Consider the following 19,759-nt stretch of genomic DNA (forward strand, 5'->3'; position numbering starts at 1 on the left):
GTAATATTCTTGTAAAAATACATGTTATTACATATTTGAAAAAACCGCATTACAAGTGACCATTTCCTATCTCCTGTAACACGGCTGTTTTCTATTTCATTGCATCTCTTATGACCTTTTCTGCCCATTTTGCTTCTTCTTTGGTAAGCTGCGGTGTATCCTTGAGAACATAGTCCATGCCAAGATTATCGTATTTAACCTTTCCAAGCGCATGATACGGCAGTACTTCGAGTTTTTCCACATTTGAAAGTGTCTTTAAAAATTGTCCGAGTTCTGTCAATTCTTCCTTTTCAAATGTGATGCCGGGGACAACAACATGACGTATCCATACCGGCTTTTTCTTCTGATCTAAATATCTTGCAAATGCCAGAATATTCTGATTGGAATGTCCGGTCAGTTTACGGTGATCCTCGTCACTGATATGCTTGATATCAAGCATTACAAGATCTGTAACATTAAGCAGTCTGTCTATTTTTTCAAGTGTGATCCCTGATGCAGAGTTTTCATCCTCTGGAAATCCCGGAAACATAATACCTGATGTATCTAAACAGGTATGGACCCCGTGTGCCTTTGCTTTTTCAAACAGTTCGGTCAGAAAATCAATCTGAAGCATCGGCTCGCCACCGGTGGCGGTAATTCCACCAGTCCGGTAAAACGAGGCATTGCGCAGGAAGCGGTCGATGATCTCGTCCGCCTCCATCTGTTTTCCATCAGTCAGCACCCATGTATCCGGGTTATGGCAATACTGGCAGCGCATCGGACAGCCTTCAAAAAATACAACAAATCGTACCCCCGGACCGTCCACGGTGCCAAATGATTCCAGAGAATGAATATAACCCATTGTAATCTCCTTTATTTTACATTAATTCGTGGAAAGTTCTTGCAATAACCTCATCCTGCTGCTCTTTGGTCAGTTTGATGAAGTTTACTGCATAACCTGATACACGGATCGTAAGCTGTGGATATTCCTCCGGATGCTTCTGTGCATCAAGTAATGTTTCCTTATTTAATACATTTACATTTAAATGGTGTCCGCCTTTTTCTGCATAACCGTCAAGCAGTGCAACAAGGTTTGTCTGTGCACTTTCTTCTGTCTTTCCAAGTGCATCCGGCACAATGGTAAAGGTATTAGAAATACCATCCTGCGCATCCATAAACGGCATTTTTGCAACAGATGCCAGAGAAGCAACTGCACCATTTTTATCACGTCCATGCATTGGGTTTGCGCCCGGAGCAAAAGCAACACCTTTCTTTCTTCCATCCGGAGTTGCACCTGTATTTTTACCATAAGATACATTTGATGTAATGGTAAGAATGGAAGTCGTTGCAATACCTCCGCGATAGGTGTGATTTCCTTTTACATATTTAATGAATGTATGCAGAACTTCTTTTGCGATCTCATCTACGCGGTCATCATCATTACCGTATTTCGGGAAGTCTCCCTCAACCTCAAAGTCTACAGTGATTCCGTTCTCATCACGGATCGGTTTTACTTTCGCATATTTAATGGCAGATAAAGAATCTGCTACTACGGAAAATCCTGCAATACCGGTTGCGAACCAGCGTCTTACCTGTTTGTCATGCAGTGCCATTTGCAGTTTCTCGTAGCAGTATTTGTCGTGCATATAATGAATAATGTTTAATGCATTGACATAGACGCCTGCAAGCCATTTCATCATGTCTTCGTATTTCTCCCATACCTCGTCATAATCAAGGTATTCAGATGTGATCGGGCGGTATTTAGGTCCTACCTGTTTGCCGCTTATCTCATCCACACCACCGTTGATGGCATAGAGTAAACATTTTGCAAGGTTTGCACGTGCTCCGAAGAACTGCATCTCTTTTCCGATCCTCATGGAAGATACACAGCATGCAATGCCGTAGTCATCGCCATGAACCACACGCATGATGTCATCATTTTCGTACTGGATCGCAGAATGTTTGATTGAGATCTCTGCACAGAACTTTTTAAAGTTCTCCGGAAGTTTTACAGACCACAAAACTGTCATATTAGGCTCCGGTGCTGCTCCGATGTTGTTTAAAGTATTTAAATAACGGTAAGACATTTTTGTTACCATATGTCTTCCATCTACACCGATTCCTGCGATAGACTCTGTTACCCATGTCGGATCTCCGGCAAAAATAGTGTTGTACTCCGGCGTACGGGCAAATTTTACACAGCGCAGTTTCATTACGAACTGATCGATGATCTCCTGAATCTCTTTCTCAGTGAAAGTTCCTTCACGAAGATCACGCTCTGCATAGATATCTAAGAATGTAGAAGTACGTCCAAGGCTCATTGCCGCACCATTCTGCTCTTTGACTGCTGCAAGGTATGCAAAATAAACAGCCTGTGTTGCCTCAAGAACATTTGTTGCCGGCTTTGAAATGTCACATCCGTAAATCTTTGCTAATTCTTTTAACATTTTAAGAGCTCTGATCTGCTCGGATAATTCCTCGCGCTCACGGATAACGTCAGAATACATAATCGTACGTGTGGATTCTAACTGTTCTTCCTTGTCTGCGATCAGACGATCCACACCATAAAGAGCCGGTCTTCTGTAATCGCCAATGATACGTCCGCGTCCGTATGCATCCGGAAGACCGGTAATGATATGTGCAGAACGGCAGGCTCTCATCTCCGGTGTATACGCATCAAATACGCCTGCATTGTGTGTCTTTCTGTGTGTTGTAAAATATTCTACCACTTCTGGGTCTACTTTATACCCATTATCTTCACATGCCTTGATCGCCATACGGATACCGCCGTAAGGCTGCAGGGAACGCTTAAATGGTTTATCTGTCTGGAAACCTACGATTTTTTCCTTGTCTTTATCTAAGTATGCAGGTCCATGGGATGTAATCGTGGAAATGATCTTTGTGTCCATATCAAGTACGCCGCCAGCTTCTCTCTCCTGCTTTGAAAGCTCTAATACATCCTGCCAGAGTGCTGTGGTATCCTCTGTCGGTCCCTCTAAGAAAGAACTGTCGCCGTCATACGGCTTATAGTTTCTCTGAATGAAGTCTCTGACATTTACTTCATTCTCCCATGCTCCACCATTAAAATCTCTCCATTCGTTTTGCATTATTTTTCCTCCTGTTTTCTGAAAACTATGGTTTACCTGTATAAAACGGATCTGATCCCCCAATATTTTGGTATTACCGGAAAATATTGGTAGTTTTATCTAACTTATGTTAGATGTTTCTAACGCAGTGAATATATCATGGCCACCCACTGCTTGTCAATATCCGCTTCTCTTCCGGAACTGTTCTTTTTTTCATACAAAAGGGTTCTGATAAAAGAATATCTTAAGAATAAAAGAAACCGACAGTCCGGGTTATCTCGCCCAGACGGTCGGCATTGTAAACGTTATACTTCATGTGGTTTTTCCACTTTTCCGTCAGTCATATAACAATTAGATGTTATAATTTTTTTTTAAAATTTTCAATAGGTAAAATGTACCAAAAAATTTTTAGATCATTGTATAAATTGCTATACTGTTTTTTTCTTCATTTTTGACCTGATAGAGTGCTTCATCCGCTCTGTGATACAATTCACGGAAACTCCTTCCATCCTCAGGACCAAATGCAATGCCAATGCTTGCTGTCGGTTCCTCCGCCATTCCGATCATTTCTTTTTGGAGGCGCAGACAGCGTAAGACTTCATCTGCCTGACTTTGTATCTGCGCACGGTCTTTTACATCCGGAATAAATACTGCAAATTCATCCCCGCCCATGCGTCCGATGCGGGCATTATTACCATAGACTTCCCTTAAAATATTTGATATCCCCATAATGATACTGTCACCAGCCCAATGTCCATACATATCATTGATCTGCTTAAAATTATCCAGATCCAGGGCGATGTATGCATAATTCTGTCCTTCTTCTACTGCCTCTAATTCTTCTTTGATACGTTCTTCCATTGTACCGCGGTTTAAAAGTCTCGTCATGGAATCTCTCGCCGCACAGTCTTTTAAATATTCTCTTTCCCGCGCGTAGCGTCTGTTTTTTTCTACCTTCTCTGTTACATCAGTGATCGTAATATAACTGACAGGCTTTAACTCCATAGATACCATAACACGAAAAGACAGCCACTTTTTATTTCCGTCCTTCGTCTCTGTCAGAGCAGTCAGCTCAAATGGCTCGCCTGTCAGGATTTCTTCATGATGATCCCGCATGACCTCTCTTAGATCAATATCCAAAAACCGGCTCCATCCGCCCTGCACTTTTTTTATATATTCCTCTCTCGTGTAACCGAGCATGTGATATGCCATCTGATTCACATAATATACCTTGCGTTCTCTTCCCTCACCGCTTACGACAAGACCAAACGGAACATTTTTCATGACTTTGTGAAAAACCTTTTCCTCCAATACTGAGCTTTCCATTCTCCCTCTCCTGTTAAAAATTTAACCAACTGATCCCCAGGACAGTATACTACATTACTTTAAAATAAAAAAGTGTTTTTATGAATATTTTTGCATTCTCCTAGACTTACATGCTTTTTTCCTATATAATTTACCTAATTATTTTTAACTTAATGGGGGCAAATTTTATGAAAATTGGCATTATTTCCGATACACACGGTATATTTCGCGAAGAATGGCACCGTCATTTAGATGGCTGTGATTACCTGATCCATGCAGGCGATTTCTGTACACAGAAAAATTATGACAGTTTCCGGAATTTTGGTATTCCGCTTTATATGGTACGCGGCAACAATGACCGCGGTGACTGGGCAAAAAATATTCCTGAATTTCTGCAGTTTTGCATTGGTGGGAAAACATTTTTCCTGGTTCACAATCAGTTTGATTTTCCATTTGACGTGACGGATGCTGATTTTCTTATCTTTGGACATACACATCGCTATACATTTTATGAGCGTTTCAATAAAGTATATATCAATCCTGGCAGTGCCAGTGAGGGACGCGGGGATTCAAAGAGTCTTGTGATCCTGACTCTGTCCGGCAGCAATTACAGTTTAGAACGTGTCATTCTGTGATCTTCACAGATTTCGAAAGGAGGAGGTTTCCTTGTTACACATCACCTCGTTAACTGATGGGCTTGAACTTTTTAAGGCACTTGGTTCCGATGTAAGAATTGAAATTTTAAATATTTTGCTTGAAAACGACAATATGAGCATGAATGAGCTCGCCTCACGTCTGAATATTACAAATGGTGCTTTAACCAGCCATATTAAAAAACTTGAAAGCAGCGGACTGATCACAATTTCAAGTGAATCTGCCGGTCACGGCAACCAGAAGATCTGTTCCATTCATTTAGATAAGATCCTGATCGATTTAGAAAAGCCTGTGGATATTGAGAATGTTTATCATACAGAATTAAAAGTCGGCCATTATACGAATTATCAGATCTGTCCGACCTGTGGGCTCGCCTCCGCAGACACCCTGATCGGTGAAGTAGATGATCCCCGGTATTTTGACCATCCGGACCGCTATAACGCTGATATTTTATGGTTTACCAGAGGATATGTTGAGTATGCCATTCCAAATTTCATCCCGGCTTCCAAAAAGATCACACAGATCACGATTTCTGCAGAACTGAGTTCCGAAGCACCCGGCATCAATAATGACTGGCCTTCCGATATCAGTTTTTATTTAAACGACATTCATATCGGCGACTGGACTTCGCCCGGCGATTTCGGTGATGTAAAAGGACTGCTGACACCTGACTGGTGGTATCCGAACTGGAACCAGTACGGTCTGTTAAAACAGCTTGTCATAAATAAAAATGGAACATATATCGACGGACTGAAAATATCTGATGTCAAAATCGATGATTTTCACCTCAACTGCCGCAGTAATATCCGCTTCCGCCTCGCTGTGGAAGACAGTGCAAAACATGTCGGCGGACTTACGATCTTTGGAAAATCCTTTGGAAATTACAGTCAGGATATCAAGGTAAGCCTTGGCTATACCCCGGTGGAAGAAATACAATAATATCATTATCATAAATTAATAAAAAATGGTAACAGTCCGTCTGAACTGTTACCATTTTTTATGTGGGCATTTTGAAACGGCTGCCGCAGCGCGCAGCTCCACATAGCAGCCGCACGCACCGCAGGTTCCCGCATTCAAAAGATCACAGGTTTTACAGACATTAAGACGTCTCTCATACTCGCTCTCTGATACCTGATCTTCTTTTTTGATCGCCTCTTTATATTTCTCTATCATTTTTGCATCTGCCTCCGCCATCTCGCGCAGCAGACACTTTTTACAGATCTGTGCCATATGTCCATCTCCGTCTGTAACTTTCGTTACTGTTCACATTTCCAGTGTAACCAGCAACTAATTTCCTGCCATTGCTGACAATTTTTTATTTTGCAAGACGCAGCTCGATCACACTGTTTGCCGGCATTGTGACATTCACGCCGTTTTCCGTCTCCTCATAGGCAGTAAAATCTTTTTCTGTCACGATATCCGGTGCCTCAAATGTGTTATGTGCATGTATATCGGAATCGGTCACGATCCTTGCCTCGGTCACATGATAGCCATGGTTCGCAAACTGTATCTCAACATTTTCCGGTGCTTCCACAGACAGATTGTTCATAGTAACGGTGATCACGCCATTCTCATCCATAGATACTGACTCTGTGATCTTTGGCACTCTCCATTCATCCGGTCCGATCTCTCCTGCACCGGTTAAGCTGCTCTCTAACAGGTCTGCCCCCTGATGATGACGATACATATGCATAACATGATAAGTCGGTGTTTTGATCATCTGATCGCCCTCTGTTAAGATCACAGACTGTAAAACATTGACCATCTGTGCTAATGCCGCCATTTTTACACGGTCGCTGTGCTTATTAAAGATATTTAAGGTAATGCCTGCAACGAGTGCATCACGCACCGTATTCTGCTGATATAAAAATCCCGGATTTGTTCCCGGTTCACAGGTATACCAGGTTCCCCACTCATCCACGATCATGCCGACTTTTTTATCCGGATCATACTCATCCATGATCGCACCATGGCGCTCGATCAATGTCTCCATGTACAGTGCCTTTGACAGAGTCTTGTACCATACATCTGCATCAAAATCTGTGGAACTTCCCTTGATTTCCCATCCCTCCGGATGTACATAGTAATGGAGGGAGAGTCCATCCATAAATCCATGCCACTGCTCTGCATGGTCAAATGCTGTTTTTAACACGCCTTTTGTCCAATAATAATCTGCCACATTTGCACCACAGCAGATTTTTTTGATCGGGCGGTCCGGATGATAATTGCGCACATAGGTCTGGTATCTGCGGTATTCGTTCGCATAATATTCCGGCGTCATGTTACCGCCGCATCCCCAGTTCTCATTGCCGACACCAAAGTAATCCACTTTCCACGGAGCCTCATGTCCGTTTTCTTTTCTTAAATCTGCCATCGGAGAAACGCCTTCAAAAGTCATGTATTCCACCCACTCAGACATTTCACGGACAGTTCCGCTTCCGAGGTTTCCATTGACATACGTCTTACATCCGATCTGTCTGCACAACTCCATGTATTCATGGGTTCCGAAACTGTTATCTTCCACGACACCACCCCAGTGCGTATTGATCATTTTTTTACGTTTCTCTTTCGGTCCGATTCCGTCCATCCAGTGATATTCATCTGCAAAGCAGCCACCCGGCCAGCGCAGCACCGGAACTTTTAATTCTTTTAATGCCTCCACAACATCGGTTCGCATTCCATTTACATTCGGAATCTTAGAATTTTCCCCGACATAAATTCCCTCGTAAATACATCTCCCCAGATGTTCTGAAAAATGTCCATAGATCTCCGGTTCGATCCGGCTCTTTTTGTTTTCCTCATTAATAATCAGTTTTGCCATTTTCCCTCTCCTTTTATCTTTTAATTTTCATAGGAAAATACCGGTCTTCCGGCATCATCCCACTTTACTTTCATAAGCATGGCATGACGGTTCGGATTGTACAGTGGATCACCAATGATTTCCGTCTCCGTCCGCGCATGGTAAACCATGATGTCATTTCCATTTTCATCCACAGTAAACGAGTTGTGTCCCGGCCCGTAAATGCCCAGTTTCTCACAGGTCTTAAGCACCGGATAGCGCTCTTTTTTCCATAACCGCGGATCCAGCAGATCGGCATCCTCATCGATAGACAACATTCCGACACAGTAATCCACACCCGTCTCGCTTGCCGAGTAAGTTAAAAACAGTTTCCCATTATGATGTATCACTGCAGGTCCCTCATTGACCCAGAATCCTTTTCGCTCCCAGTCATAATCCGGCGTGGTTAAAAGCACCTGTACCGTTTTTAACTGATTACCGGATTCCATCTTTGCGATATACAGATTGGAAACCATCCTGCCAACCCCGACTTTTTCTGCCCATACATAGTAATATTCACCTTTATTTTCAAACACCGTTGCATCCAGCGAAAATGCCTCAAAGGAAAACTCATCTTCCTTAGCGCGTTTCATCTTGCCAAGTTCTACCCATTCATCCGTCAGCGGATTCTCTCCCTGGCACTCTAAAACATACGGACGGATCTTCCAGATATCTTCCTTCTCGCCCCCTGCAAAATAAATATACCACTTTCCAAACAGGTAATGTATCTCTGGTGCCCAGATATGATAACTCATCGGACCGGACTCATGTTTCTTCCAGATCATGACTTCTTCTGCTTCCGGCAATTCCTCCAGTGACCCTGCACGTCTTAACACGATCCCATCATATGCCGGAACGGATGCCGTAAAATAATAGGAACCGTCCACATGACGATAAACATATGGATCGGCACGCTGTAAGATCCATGGTTCGTTGTACTTTAATTTCTTTTCAGTTGTCATGCTTTATCCTCCCCTCTGATGACATTCGCACTGTATTTTTTCTTAGCTATAGTATACTACTTCTTTCTCTTATTGTATATAATATTCTAAAATATTATATATTTTTCTAAATAAATGGAAAATAAAAAACGGTGGAGCCAGTCTTCACTCCACCGTCATTTTATTTCTATTAATATTTTTGTTTTTCAAAGTATTTCTTTGTCTCTGCAACTACCACACCGCTCAATGCAACCAGTGCGATCAGGTTTGGCAGAGCCATGAGTCCATTGAAGATATCTGCGATCGTCCATACAGCAGATACTGTCATGAACGGTCCGATAAACACTGCAAGGATATACAGCCAGCGATATCCTTTTAAGACAGCCTTTTTGTCTCCGACTAAATATTCCAGGCACTTTTCACTGTAATAGTTCCAGCCAAGGATCGTTGTAAATGCGAAGAATACCAGACAGACCATCAGCATAAATGATGCCACCTGCTCCGGAAATGGCAGTCCCATCTGGAATGCCTTTGTGGTTACAGATACACCTTCTAATCCCATATCCCAGGCTCCTGTGATCACGATAGAAAGTCCTGTCATCGTACAGATGATCACAGTGTCAATGATCGTTCCAAGCATGGAAACAAGTCCCTGTGCCACCGGCTCGTTTGTCTGTGCCGCTGCTGCTGCGATCGGCGCACTTCCAAGCCCTGCCTCATTTGAAAAGATTCCGCGGGCAATTCCCATCTGCATGGCGATCAGTATGGAGCCAAGTGTTCCGCCTGCAGCCGCACGCAGTCCAAATGCACTCTGCACGATCTCAACAAGTGCCCCCGGAATCGCACTAAGGTGTGTAAAAAGAACGATCAGTACCACAACCACATAAAGCAGTGCCATAAAAGGTACCACAACCTGTGCCACCGTAGAGATACGCTTAATACCTCCAATGATGACCAGTGCCACACACAGGGTAAGGATAATTCCTGCGATCACAACTGTCCAGGAATATGTTCTTCCAAACAATTCCACTGTCCACGTATTCTGTGGATCAAAGAAATTATTCACAGCACTCGTGATTCCGTTAATCTGTGTGAAAGTTCCGATTCCAAGTAACCCCACACCAACACCAAAAAATGCAAAAATCTTTGCAAGCCATTTCCATTTCTCGCCCATTCCGTTTTCGATGTAATAAAACGGTCCTCCGACGATATGACCATCTTTTGCTACAACACGGTACTTAATGGCAAGTAAACACTCGGAATATTTTGTTGCTGTTCCAAGCAGTGCCGCGATCCACATCCAGAACAATGCTCCGGGACCTCCGGCAACAAGCGCTGTTGCTACTCCGACAATATTACCTGTTCCGATCGTTGCAGAGAGTGCTGTACAAAGTGCACCAAAACTGGAAACTTCCCCATGTTCCCCGTTTTTTTCATTTGCCAACATATGTTTTATGGCAAGTGACAGTTTTGTGATTTGAAGTCCGCGCAGACGGATCGTAAGAAAGATACCAACCGCAAGAATCAGTACGATCAGTGGAACACCCCAGACGAAATCATCAATCGCTTTTAACATTTGTATTCGTTCCTTTCCTTGGCTTTACATATGTACCACTTTACCATGGGAAAAAACTCTTTGCAAGCACTTATTTTACTTAAAATATTTTACACCCCAGACACTCTCATTTGCCCCGACTGCAGAAAATGTCATTACATCCGTTCCCGCTTCATCTTTCATCTGACAAAATACACCGTTGTATTCTTTATCCCCGTATGTAACTGTCATATAACAGGTTCCTTCCTCCATGCCCCAGGTTCCTTCCATATTTTCACCGTATACTTTTCCATTCTCCATAAGTACCAGTTTTACCGGCTCGGCGATCTCTGCATTGATCGCAGTTCCCTGGTCGATCACATAATACGTTCCCGCCACCTCTGAAATATCATAACCGTCTTCTGCGATCGTCTCGCCATCGGTTGCATAAGGCAGCATACATGGCCATCCATCCCGGTTCAGAAAATACTGATGCACACGCGGTTCATGATATTCCTGTCCATTGTCAAAACGGGTATGATATACAATATATTTTTTTCCATCTTCATCCACAAAAGCGGAGTTGTGACCGGTCGCCATATATGCCTTATCAAGCCCCGGCAGATAATAATTACCGGAAAGTTTCAGACCATAAGCTGCATTATCATCCCACATGCCAGGATATGCCCCATTCATATCGATATATTCTCCATCCACTGTTTTAGAACGGAACACGCGCATCTGATAACCACCCTCTCTGGTTAAAGAACCATAGGAAACAAACAGGTAATAATATCCGCTCTCATCATCATAGAGGATATAAGGTCCTTCGATTGATTTATGTCCACCTCCAAGAAGCCGTTTTCCAAAATAAGTATCCACATCATTTTCATCGTCTTCCTGCGGATGAATGACAAGTCCTGTTTTCTCATCGATCTCTAAAAGAAAAATTCCACCCGACCACGAACCATAGACCATCCACATTTTTCCGTCGGCATCATAAAAAACAGTCGGATCGATCGCATTTGGATATTTCTCATAATTATATTTATTTCCTGCCATAATATAGTTCTTTTTGGCATAATCGATATCCACATAGTCAAGTACATCGGTTGCTTCAATCGTATCCTTTGTAAAGCCGGAATAGACCAGTGCCCCCTTCCAGGTATACGGTCCCTGCGGCTGATTTGAAACCGCATAGCACAGGTTTGATGCATTCCATGTCGAAGACGTGCAAAAATACATATAGTATAATCCCTGCTCCCTGTTATAAATTACATCCGGTGCCCATACATGATATTTCTTATCATCGGTCGGTATCACAGAATCTTTACTTCCTGTATAATCAAATACATGTTCTGTTCCAAGCAGATTGTCAAAAATCGGATTCGACTGCGTATATCCGTCTCCGATCGATGTCCAGTTCCGCAGATCTTTCGATGACGCTGCAGACATGTGCGATCCAAAAATGTAATAGGTACCATCTGCCTCTATCACAGACGGATCATGTACACTGACTCCTGCCTTAATATCAGCCGTCGTTATTCCATCATAACTGACTGTAAAATCTTTTGGAACCTTCTCTCCTCCTGTCAATGCTGCCCCCGCAAGCACTGCAGTAAATCCCAATACAATACACGTAGAAAAAATGATTTTGTTATGTTTTCTCATACTGTCCTCCTTCTATACTGATAATCTCTGCTATACCCCAATTTCTGATTATCATTTTATTTCGTATGATACTTCTACAATAACAAAATCATTCTTGTTTTACAATTATTTAGTTTATATTTTTCTAAAATATTTTATTTTTATATTTATTCTGGCTGCCACTCCTGCTCCCGGAACAGATTATCCACGATCACACGGTACTCTGCCACCCGCTGTGTCTTTTTGATCTGCTTTACATATTTTTCCGGTTCCGTGAAGTATTTCGCAAAATAAAACCATAGTTCTTTCATCCGGAACAGTGTATTGCGCTCCCCTGACATTACATCCAGATAACCTTTCAGTACATCATCATGAAACGCATGAAACTGATCTTTTGTAATCGGCGCATGTCCCATCAGCTCTCCAACCAGTCCCGGATTCTTTAAAATTCCACGCCCAAGCATCATATGCTCTGTGTGCTGCGCAGTACTTCCACTGCCATGTTCCCTGTCTTTTCCTTCCATCTTCTGTATCCAGGCTTTATAATCATCCACCGAGCAGATATCACCGTTGTAACACAAGGTGTGTCTGCTGTTTTCCACTGCATATAAAAATGCATCCATGTCCGGCGTATTATTATAAAAGTCTTTCTGTACCCTCGGATGAATAATAAGCTCCTCCATCGGATATTTTTCATAAATGGAAAGAATACGTTCCCACTCCCCGGCATCATTTATGCCAATGCGGGTTTTTACCGATATCCTAAGCGGACAGTCTGCAAAAATTTCTTCCAGAAAATGATCCAATTCTTCCGGCACTGCAAGAAAACCTGCTCCACGGTGCTTTGTGACAACCGTACCGGATGGACATCCGAGATTTAAATTAACACTCTCATATCCATAGTTCCCCAGTTCTTTTGCAATCGCAAGAAAATCTTCTGCACGGTTTGTCAGGATCTGCGGAACCACATGCATCCCTTTGTTATGCTCCGGCAGAATGTCCTTGATCTCTTTGTAGTTCATCTTTTTATTGTTGATAAACGGTGTAAAATAAGTATCAATATCTCCAAAGTGCTTCTGATATGCATTACGGAACACAAAACCTGTGAGTCCTTCCATCGGTGCTAAATAAAATTTCATTTCTGCCATCCTACAATGCTTCCCACTGTGCATACAGTTTTACCTTTGCGCCGTCCGTGAGTGAAAGATTCGATACAGATGCCTCATCTCCATAAAAAGTCTCACTGCCATCCGGTCTGGTACTCCATCCGATAAACTGATATCCATTTTTCTGGAATGTATTTGCAGGCAGTTTATAAGTCGTATTGTATTTGCAGGAACTGATCGATCTCATCGTTCCGGCGGTTGCACCATTTCCATCAAATACAATGTCATACGTATTGATCTTCCATTTTGCATACAGCTTGTAATTTTTGCGGGTTCCTTTCGTAATCTTTGTGATCCTGTTTTTATAAGCAGAATCCGTATACCATCCTTGAAACGTATACCCCTCTTTTGTGGCTGCTGCCAGTTTAAAAGTAGGTGTATCATAATAATAGCTGGTCGGATTGCCGGAAGGAACAGTACCACCACCTGATACATATTTTATGGCGTATGCTTTCTTACTCCACTGTGCATACAAAGTGATCGTTTTGCCGTTTTTAGCTGTGATATTGCGGATATCCTCTCCGTCCTCATAAAAATCACCTTTACCGTTTTTCTTTGTATTCCAGCCTTCAAACACATAGCCTGTACGCTTATATTTATTTTTTGCCAGTGTGTATGTACTGCCATATTTACAGACAGTCACATTTTTCATGGATCCACCGGTTGCACCATTGCCATTGTATTTGATCTTATATTTGTTAATCTGCCATTTTGCATAGAATGTAAGATTTCCAATGGTACCTTTTTTCACCTGTGTCACACGTCTGGTGCATTTTTTGTCTTTATACCAGCCTTTGAATGTATAACCGTATCTGACCGGTGTTTTTAATTTGAATGTCTTAGTATCTACATTGTATTTCTTTACTGTTCCGTCAGCAAGTTCTCCACCGTTTGCCTTGTAAATGATCTTGTAAGTATTTCTTGACCACTGTGCATACAGATCAACGACTGCACCATTCTTTGAGGAAAGATTCTCTATTTCTTCCCTGTTACCGTATTTTCTGCCACTTCCATCTGCTTTTGTGCTCCAGCGGACAAATTTATATCCCTTACGCTTGAATTTATTGCTGTTAAGCGTATAGTCCATATCATACTCAAGATTTTTCATTTCTTTTACACTGCCACTGGTTGCCTTGTTTCCATGAAAACGGATCGTATATTTATTTGCTTTCCATTTTGCATACAATGTAAGATTGCCTTTTGAACCTTTCGGGATCGTTGTGATCTGGTTCTTAAAGCTGCTCTCCTTATACCATCCCTCAAAAGTATAACCTTTTTTGGTCGGCTTCTTCAAAGTAATCGTCTCAGTTGTAACCTTATACGACGATGGATTAGCACTGTTATTTTCTCCATCATACAGTACATATTTAATTGTATATTTTTTATTTACCGGATTGTCCGGGTTATCGGGATCATCCGGGTCATCCGGACTGTCGCTGCTATATTTCGCCCAATAGACATCTCTCGCACGTTTTGCACGTCCTTCAAAATATACACTGGCACAGCGCTCAAAATAACGTGCCCAGTTATATCCTGCCGTATAGGCTCCGTCTGCAGTGTTTTCCACATTTTTAATTTTGGAAAATGCACTGCTTTCCGAATGCTCCAGCTCATATTTTAAGAACTTAAGCTGACCCTCGATAGAAGTATAATCATAGCCATTACTGCTGCAGTAATTCTTAAGATTATCAAATCTTGATGCATTCCACTGGCAGATACCATAACTGATCTTGCCATTGGTATCGATGACACTTGCGGTCGGATTAAAAGATGATTCACTCTCAATATTCGAAAGCACGCCACAGGCTGCTGCCGTATTTAATTTCAGCTTCTTTTTTGCAAAATTATATACTTTTTTCTCGTTTGACTTTTTCTCACTCTGCGAAATACCAGCACCTTTGTATAAGCCTGTACCAGAAATGATCACATTGATATACGGTATTTTCCTTTTCAGTCCTGCTCCAAGGGAATATTGCTCTGTATCCCATCCCGGATCAAATTCATAGACAAAATAATTTGTATTATCATAATCTCCGACACAGTGCCAGGTTACCGGAATGCTTGTGGCATCCTTTCCGCCATCCAGATACACATCAATGCTCTGTGGCATTTTAGCCAGCAGACGTTCCAGGCTGATCTTGCCCGTCATGCGGATTTCTTTCGGATTGTCCGCCAGGTCTGCAAAACCTGTGATTTTTCTTTTCTCTGCCATGCTTTCCTGTGTCTTTGTTTCTGCTGCATACACAGACATATCTGTTGCAGCCGTACCGACAGCAAGCAGGAGCGCCATCGCCCCTGCTGCCAGTCTTGTCATGATTTTCTTTGCATAACTTTTCATAGCTGTCCTCATTCCTGCGGATTAACAGTATCCTAAGATTTTTATTAATAGGTCTTATACCGGATACTGATATTTACCTTGCCGTTTACACCATTTACCGTACCCTGATTTGTATATCTCCACATTGCAACATTTCCTTTGCCCTGATAGCCGCTTCCAAGGCTTTCTGCACGGTAATTGATGATCCACAGATCTGTTCCTGTAAGTTTGCTGGTATCCACATACTTGCCAGGATACTGCTGTAAAAGTTTCTGGTTGATTCCAAGTGCAAACTTATACTGTTTACCGCCATCAATGATCTCCGTCTTAAATGCATTGATAAAATCAATTCTCTGCGTTGCTGTTACATTGTTGTATAACAGTGACATATCATCCAGTACATACACAACCGGATAATCAAGCTTCTGTGCATTCAGGATATTTAATACTTTATCGCCCTCACTCTTTGCCTGAGCTGCATTCTGCGCCACGGAATAGCAGTATACACCAACTTTAAGACCTGCTGCTTTTGCATTATTATAATTCGTCTGGAACTTTGCATCTGCTGTTGTTCCTTTGGAAATACGGAGCATTACACATTCATATCCAGATGCCTTAATGGCATTAAAATCTACCGTACCGTTATCACTGGAGATATCGATGATCTTGTTTTCCGTATCAAGTTTATCTTTGACTGTTACTGTGATCTCTTTTGTGATTCCGTTTGCGGACGCCTTTACAGTCGTTGTTCCTGCCTTTAAACCATAAATTGTTCCGTCAGAAGAAACAACTGCAATCGTGGAGTTAGATGAAGTCCAGTATACCACACCGTATGGTTTTGCTGTTGCCGTTACTTTCACACTCGTTCCTGTCTTGATCAGCACACTCGTTGTGCTCACCTCAAGTGCTGATGAAATAACACTTACACAATCCGTTGTCGCACTGACATATGCTCCACGAACCGCATATATCTTATAGTAATAAGTTTTTCCTGTTACAGCGGTATAATCAACAAAAGAGTTTGTCGTACAAAGTTCAGTAGCAATCTTGTATGTTCCATTCTCAGAAGTACTTCTAAGTACCGTATAGGTTTCTGCACCATCTACCGCATTCCATGTCAGTTTGATCTGGTTTTCTGCAATTGAGGCTGCATACAGTCCCGTCGGTTTTGTAAGTACCGGTGTTGCCTGTTTTACGGCAGAGTAATTGCCATATAGCTTCTTTCCATTTTTATTCACATAAGCTCTTACTTTATAATAATAGGTCTTTCCTGTCTCTAACTTACTGTTCTTATAAGAAAGCGTATTAACGGAAGAACAGGTTTTGACTGATTTATATTTTCCATCTTTCTCTGTTGCACGATATACACGATATCCATCACACCCTTCTACTTTCTTCCAGGAGACCGTAATGGTGTTATAATTTGCCGCAACTACCTGAATGGATGGTTTTCCCGGAATCACCTGCATGGACGCCGGCTCTGAATAATCACTGTAGATTGTCTTTCTGCCGGATGTACAGAATGTGCGGACTTTATAGTAATAAGTATTACCGGTTACAAGTCCTTTATCTACATACGAGGTCGTCGTTCCCTTATTGATGGTTTTGATCTTTCTGTATTTTCCATTTTCGGAAGTACTGCGGTAAATTGCATATCCCTTTACATAGCTGTTTTTGGATGCTTTTACCTTTTTCCATGTAACTTTCAGGCTTTCATTTCCTGCTGATTTAATTTTTACAGTTGTGACACTCGGTGAAGCTGTAATTCCTTTTGCAGGCGAATAAGAGGAGCGAAGCACTTTGCCACCTGCAATATTTTTATAGGTCACTACTTTATAATAATATTTTTTACCGATCTTGACAGTCTTGTCTGTATAAGATCCGGTCATGGCTCCGCTCTTTCTTTTTACGGTTCTGATCTGCTTATAGCTTCCTTTTTTGGAAGTTGAACGATAAACAATGTATCCGTCCTCGTCCCCGGCAGAAGTCACATTCCATGTCAATACAACGCTGTTATATTTGCCGGCTTTGATCGTATCGATCGTTACCGGAAGAAGTTTTGGTGTTGCGGTAAGCTCATTTGAAGTTCCACCATATGCTCTTTTTCCATTTTTATCTTTTGCAAAAGAGACTACTTTAAACGTGTACTTCTGACCAGGTGTAAGTCCTGTCACTGTATAGGAAGTGCTCTTTGTACTGCACCGTTTCAGCAGCTGGTCAGCACCGTTTACGATCTGATATACAGCATATCCGCCACCGGTCGATGGCATGTTAACTTTATTCCAGGTCAGTTTGACCGCTGTTGCACCTGCTGCTTCTGATTTTAATGTTACTGCTTCCGGTGCTGCTTTGATCGTCTGTACATCAGAATATTTTCCTGCTACATCCTTATCTCCAACCGTACGGAATGCACAGACTTTGTAGTAATATTTTTTTCCTACGGATAATTTTTTATCGGTATAAGTAAGTGTTGTCTTATCATTGACAGTCTTAACTTTTCTGTATCCGCTGTCCTTTTTGGTAGAACGATATATTTTATAACCATGTGCACCACTGATCTGGTTCCATGTGATCGTCACACTGTTGTAAGACGCATTTTTAAGTGCGATCTGTGGTGCCTCTAAAGCAGGGGTTGCTGTCGATTCATTGGAATAATCTCCATATACCTGACTTCCATTAACCGTTTTATATGCTCTTACTTTGTATGTATAAGCTGTACCTGCTGTAACCTTTGTATCACTGTAACCTGTCTTTTCGCCTGCTACAGTTGCGATCTTTTTGTAGGAAGATGATGACGTTTTTCTGTAAACTTCATAACCTGTCACCCCATCCACTGCACTCCATGTCAGATTTACTTCTTTATAACCTGCTGATTCTGCAGTCAGTTTTGTTGCTGACGGAAGCGGTTTTCCGGAAAGGATACCGGATGCATCGCCATAAACCTTTTTACCATTGACCACACAATATGGCTGTACTTTATAATAATAAGTGTTTCCGGCTGTCAGTGCTGTATCCACATAACTTACTGCTCCATTCGTGATATCCATGATCTGCGTATCCACTTTTGACTTATCTGTGGAACGATATACGATATATCCGGTTGCACCATCCACTTCTTCCCATTTCAGTGTCAGGCTGCTGTAGCCTTCCGCTGTAACCGATGTCAATGCAGCTTTTCCAAGCTGTGGTGCTGCTTTTATGGTTGCATATGTATCCGTATTGGCATAATCCTGTTGTCCGTTGTTTGTGTATTTCGTATATGCGTATACATGATAAATATAAATGTTCCCCGTCTGTACTCCCGTATCTTTATATGATACTGCATCCACGCCATCCACATGTGCGATCGTCTGCTCTGTATCTGCACCTTCCACTTTTCGTGTGATGGTATAACCATCTGCATCTGCTGCCTTTGCCCAGTTCAGACTTACCGTATTATATGTAGTCTCAGCGGTGCAGTTTGCAGGTGCCTTTTCCGGTTTTACAACAACATAATATGTATCCTTGTCACTTGGATTGTCCTTTACCTGCAGTGTGAGGACTGCGACACCTGCTGTAAGCGTCTTTACCTGTCCTGTAAGCTTTCCATTTACCATCGATGTGGTAAGTGCCGCTACACTGTTGTCATCGATCAGCCACTCGACCTCCGGCTCGTTATCTCCTGTTGTCTCAAACGAATATCCCGGAAGTGCAACCGTCTCTCCGGCACTGACAACTTCATATCTGTCTTTTTTACTGATAATAACTCCGTTTGCCGCTGCTTCTTTAATCTCTGTTTCCTCGGTAGCTTCTGTCTCTTCAGCCGTCTCAGTTGCTTCCGCAACTTCGGTCGTCTCTGTCGCTTCAGTTGTCTCCGTAGCCTCGGTTACCTCTGTCGCTTCGGTTGTCTCCGTTACTTCGGTTGTCTCCTCAGTTTCAGTTGCTTCCGTAACCTCGGTCTGTCCTGTTACCTCAGATGGATTCTCCTGTTCACCATTTTCTTTTGTCTGCTCTGACTGCTCATCTGCTAAAACTCCGGTCTCATTTTCTGTATCCTCTGCCTGCTCTACTACCTGTCCGTTTGCAGCTTCTGCCGCAAATGTCATGGTATCGGAACAGATGATCATAGCACCCGCCAATGTGATGCACAGACCGCGCTTTAACCATTCCAGTCTCTTTTTTATCATAACATTTTGCCTCCCATCCTCTTATTTTTCCTCTTTTGGGGGCAGTTCTTCACATAAACTGCCATCATTGGTATTGTAACACAATTTTCCTTTTGAATATAGTTTATAAGGGATTTTAAGCA

General features: G+C 42.2%; 13 protein-coding genes and 1 riboswitch. Of the genes, 2 read left to right on the forward strand and 11 right to left on the reverse strand.

Annotated elements, in window-relative coordinates; all coding sequences use genetic code 11:
* Positions 1-91: 91 nt before the first annotated feature.
* The 3 genes from pflA to ACDD58_RS06235 form a co-directional block, all read right to left on the reverse strand.
* A complete protein-coding gene (gene pflA, locus ACDD58_RS06225) occupies positions 92-841 on the reverse strand; it encodes a pyruvate formate-lyase-activating protein (protein WP_370776440.1) in 750 nt (249 codons plus the stop codon).
* A gap of 16 nt (positions 842-857) precedes the next feature.
* A complete protein-coding gene (pflB, locus tag ACDD58_RS06230; protein WP_370776441.1) occupies positions 858-3,086 on the reverse strand; it encodes a formate C-acetyltransferase in 2,229 nt (742 codons plus the stop codon).
* Positions 3,087-3,338: 252 nt separating this feature from the next.
* Positions 3,339-3,419: riboswitch (ZMP/ZTP riboswitch) on the reverse strand.
* A gap of 54 nt (positions 3,420-3,473) precedes the next feature.
* Positions 3,474-4,391 carry a diguanylate cyclase domain-containing protein gene (locus ACDD58_RS06235; protein WP_370776443.1) on the reverse strand — a complete coding sequence of 306 codons (918 nt, stop codon included), beginning with the start codon at positions 4,389-4,391 and terminating at the stop codon, positions 3,474-3,476.
* 167 nt (positions 4,392-4,558) lie between these two features.
* Here ACDD58_RS06235 and ACDD58_RS06240 point away from each other — a divergent pair, with 167 nt between their 5' ends.
* Entirely contained in the window at positions 4,559-5,005 is a 447-nt protein-coding gene (locus ACDD58_RS06240; RefSeq protein WP_370776445.1) for a YfcE family phosphodiesterase, read from the forward strand.
* A 31-nt stretch (positions 5,006-5,036) separates the two neighbouring features.
* Positions 5,037-5,963, forward strand: coding sequence for an ArsR/SmtB family transcription factor (locus tag ACDD58_RS06245; protein WP_370776448.1), 927 nt, complete (start codon positions 5,037-5,039; stop codon positions 5,961-5,963).
* A gap of 48 nt (positions 5,964-6,011) precedes the next feature.
* On the opposite strand, the gene ACDD58_RS06250 is transcribed toward ACDD58_RS06245, so the two are convergent.
* The 8 genes from ACDD58_RS06250 to ACDD58_RS06285 all read right to left on the reverse strand — a co-directional run bounded on the left by ACDD58_RS06250 (position 6,012) and on the right by ACDD58_RS06285 (position 19,637).
* Positions 6,012-6,254, reverse strand: a complete 243-nt coding sequence (locus tag ACDD58_RS06250) for a DUF6171 family protein (RefSeq protein WP_117920062.1) — start codon at positions 6,252-6,254, stop codon at positions 6,012-6,014.
* Positions 6,255-6,339: 85 nt separating this feature from the next.
* Entirely contained in the window at positions 6,340-7,845 is a 1,506-nt protein-coding gene (locus ACDD58_RS06255; protein WP_370776451.1) for an alpha-N-arabinofuranosidase, read from the reverse strand.
* A 20-nt stretch (positions 7,846-7,865) separates the two neighbouring features.
* Positions 7,866-8,825, reverse strand: a complete 960-nt coding sequence (locus tag ACDD58_RS06260) for a family 43 glycosylhydrolase (protein WP_117920058.1) — start codon at positions 8,823-8,825, stop codon at positions 7,866-7,868.
* 169 nt (positions 8,826-8,994) lie between these two features.
* The gene (locus ACDD58_RS06265) at positions 8,995-10,380 is read right to left on the reverse strand and encodes a sodium:alanine symporter family protein (RefSeq protein WP_117920056.1); all 1,386 of its coding nucleotides are present in this window, start codon (positions 10,378-10,380) and stop codon (positions 8,995-8,997) included.
* Between the two features lie 75 nt (positions 10,381-10,455).
* Positions 10,456-12,009 (reverse strand): glycoside hydrolase family 43 protein, encoded by a 1,554-nt coding sequence (locus ACDD58_RS06270; RefSeq protein ID WP_370776453.1) that lies wholly within the window; start codon positions 12,007-12,009, stop codon positions 10,456-10,458.
* A gap of 146 nt (positions 12,010-12,155) precedes the next feature.
* A complete protein-coding gene (locus ACDD58_RS06275) occupies positions 12,156-13,136 on the reverse strand; it encodes a tRNA-dihydrouridine synthase (protein ID WP_117920052.1) in 981 nt (326 codons plus the stop codon).
* A 1-nt stretch (position 13,137) separates the two neighbouring features.
* A complete protein-coding gene (locus ACDD58_RS06280) occupies positions 13,138-15,492 on the reverse strand; it encodes a phage tail tip lysozyme (protein ID WP_370776455.1) in 2,355 nt (784 codons plus the stop codon).
* Between the two features lie 44 nt (positions 15,493-15,536).
* Positions 15,537-19,637: a fibronectin type III domain-containing protein gene (locus ACDD58_RS06285; RefSeq protein WP_370776457.1), complete on the reverse strand. Its 4,101-nt coding sequence runs from the start codon at positions 19,635-19,637 to the stop codon at positions 15,537-15,539.
* Positions 19,638-19,759 lie beyond the last annotated feature (122 nt).

Source organism: Roseburia sp. (genome assembly GCF_041325975.1).
Classification (GTDB): domain Bacteria; phylum Bacillota; class Clostridia; order Lachnospirales; family Lachnospiraceae; genus Roseburia; species Roseburia rectibacter.

Coding starts and splice junctions, on each gene's coding strand:
- ACDD58_RS06240 (WP_370776445.1), top strand. CDS start 4,559: ATGAAAATTGGCATTATTTCCGATACACACGGTATATTTCGCGAAGAA.
- ACDD58_RS06260 (WP_117920058.1), bottom strand. CDS start 8,825: ATGACAACTGAAAAGAAATTAAAGTACAACGAACCATGGATCTTACAG.
- ACDD58_RS06270 (WP_370776453.1), bottom strand. CDS start 12,009: ATGAGAAAACATAACAAAATCATTTTTTCTACGTGTATTGTATTGGGA.
- ACDD58_RS06255 (WP_370776451.1), bottom strand. CDS start 7,845: ATGGCAAAACTGATTATTAATGAGGAAAACAAAAAGAGCCGGATCGAA.
- ACDD58_RS06235 (WP_370776443.1), bottom strand. CDS start 4,391: ATGGAAAGCTCAGTATTGGAGGAAAAGGTTTTTCACAAAGTCATGAAA.
- pflA (WP_370776440.1), bottom strand. CDS start 841: ATGGGTTATATTCATTCTCTGGAATCATTTGGCACCGTGGACGGTCCG.
- ACDD58_RS06285 (WP_370776457.1), bottom strand. CDS start 19,637: ATGATAAAAAAGAGACTGGAATGGTTAAAGCGCGGTCTGTGCATCACA.
- ACDD58_RS06265 (WP_117920056.1), bottom strand. CDS start 10,380: ATGTTAAAAGCGATTGATGATTTCGTCTGGGGTGTTCCACTGATCGTA.
- ACDD58_RS06275 (WP_117920052.1), bottom strand. CDS start 13,136: ATGGCAGAAATGAAATTTTATTTAGCACCGATGGAAGGACTCACAGGT.
- pflB (WP_370776441.1), bottom strand. CDS start 3,086: ATGCAAAACGAATGGAGAGATTTTAATGGTGGAGCATGGGAGAATGAA.
- ACDD58_RS06250 (WP_117920062.1), bottom strand. CDS start 6,254: ATGGCACAGATCTGTAAAAAGTGTCTGCTGCGCGAGATGGCGGAGGCA.
- ACDD58_RS06280 (WP_370776455.1), bottom strand. CDS start 15,492: ATGAAAAGTTATGCAAAGAAAATCATGACAAGACTGGCAGCAGGGGCG.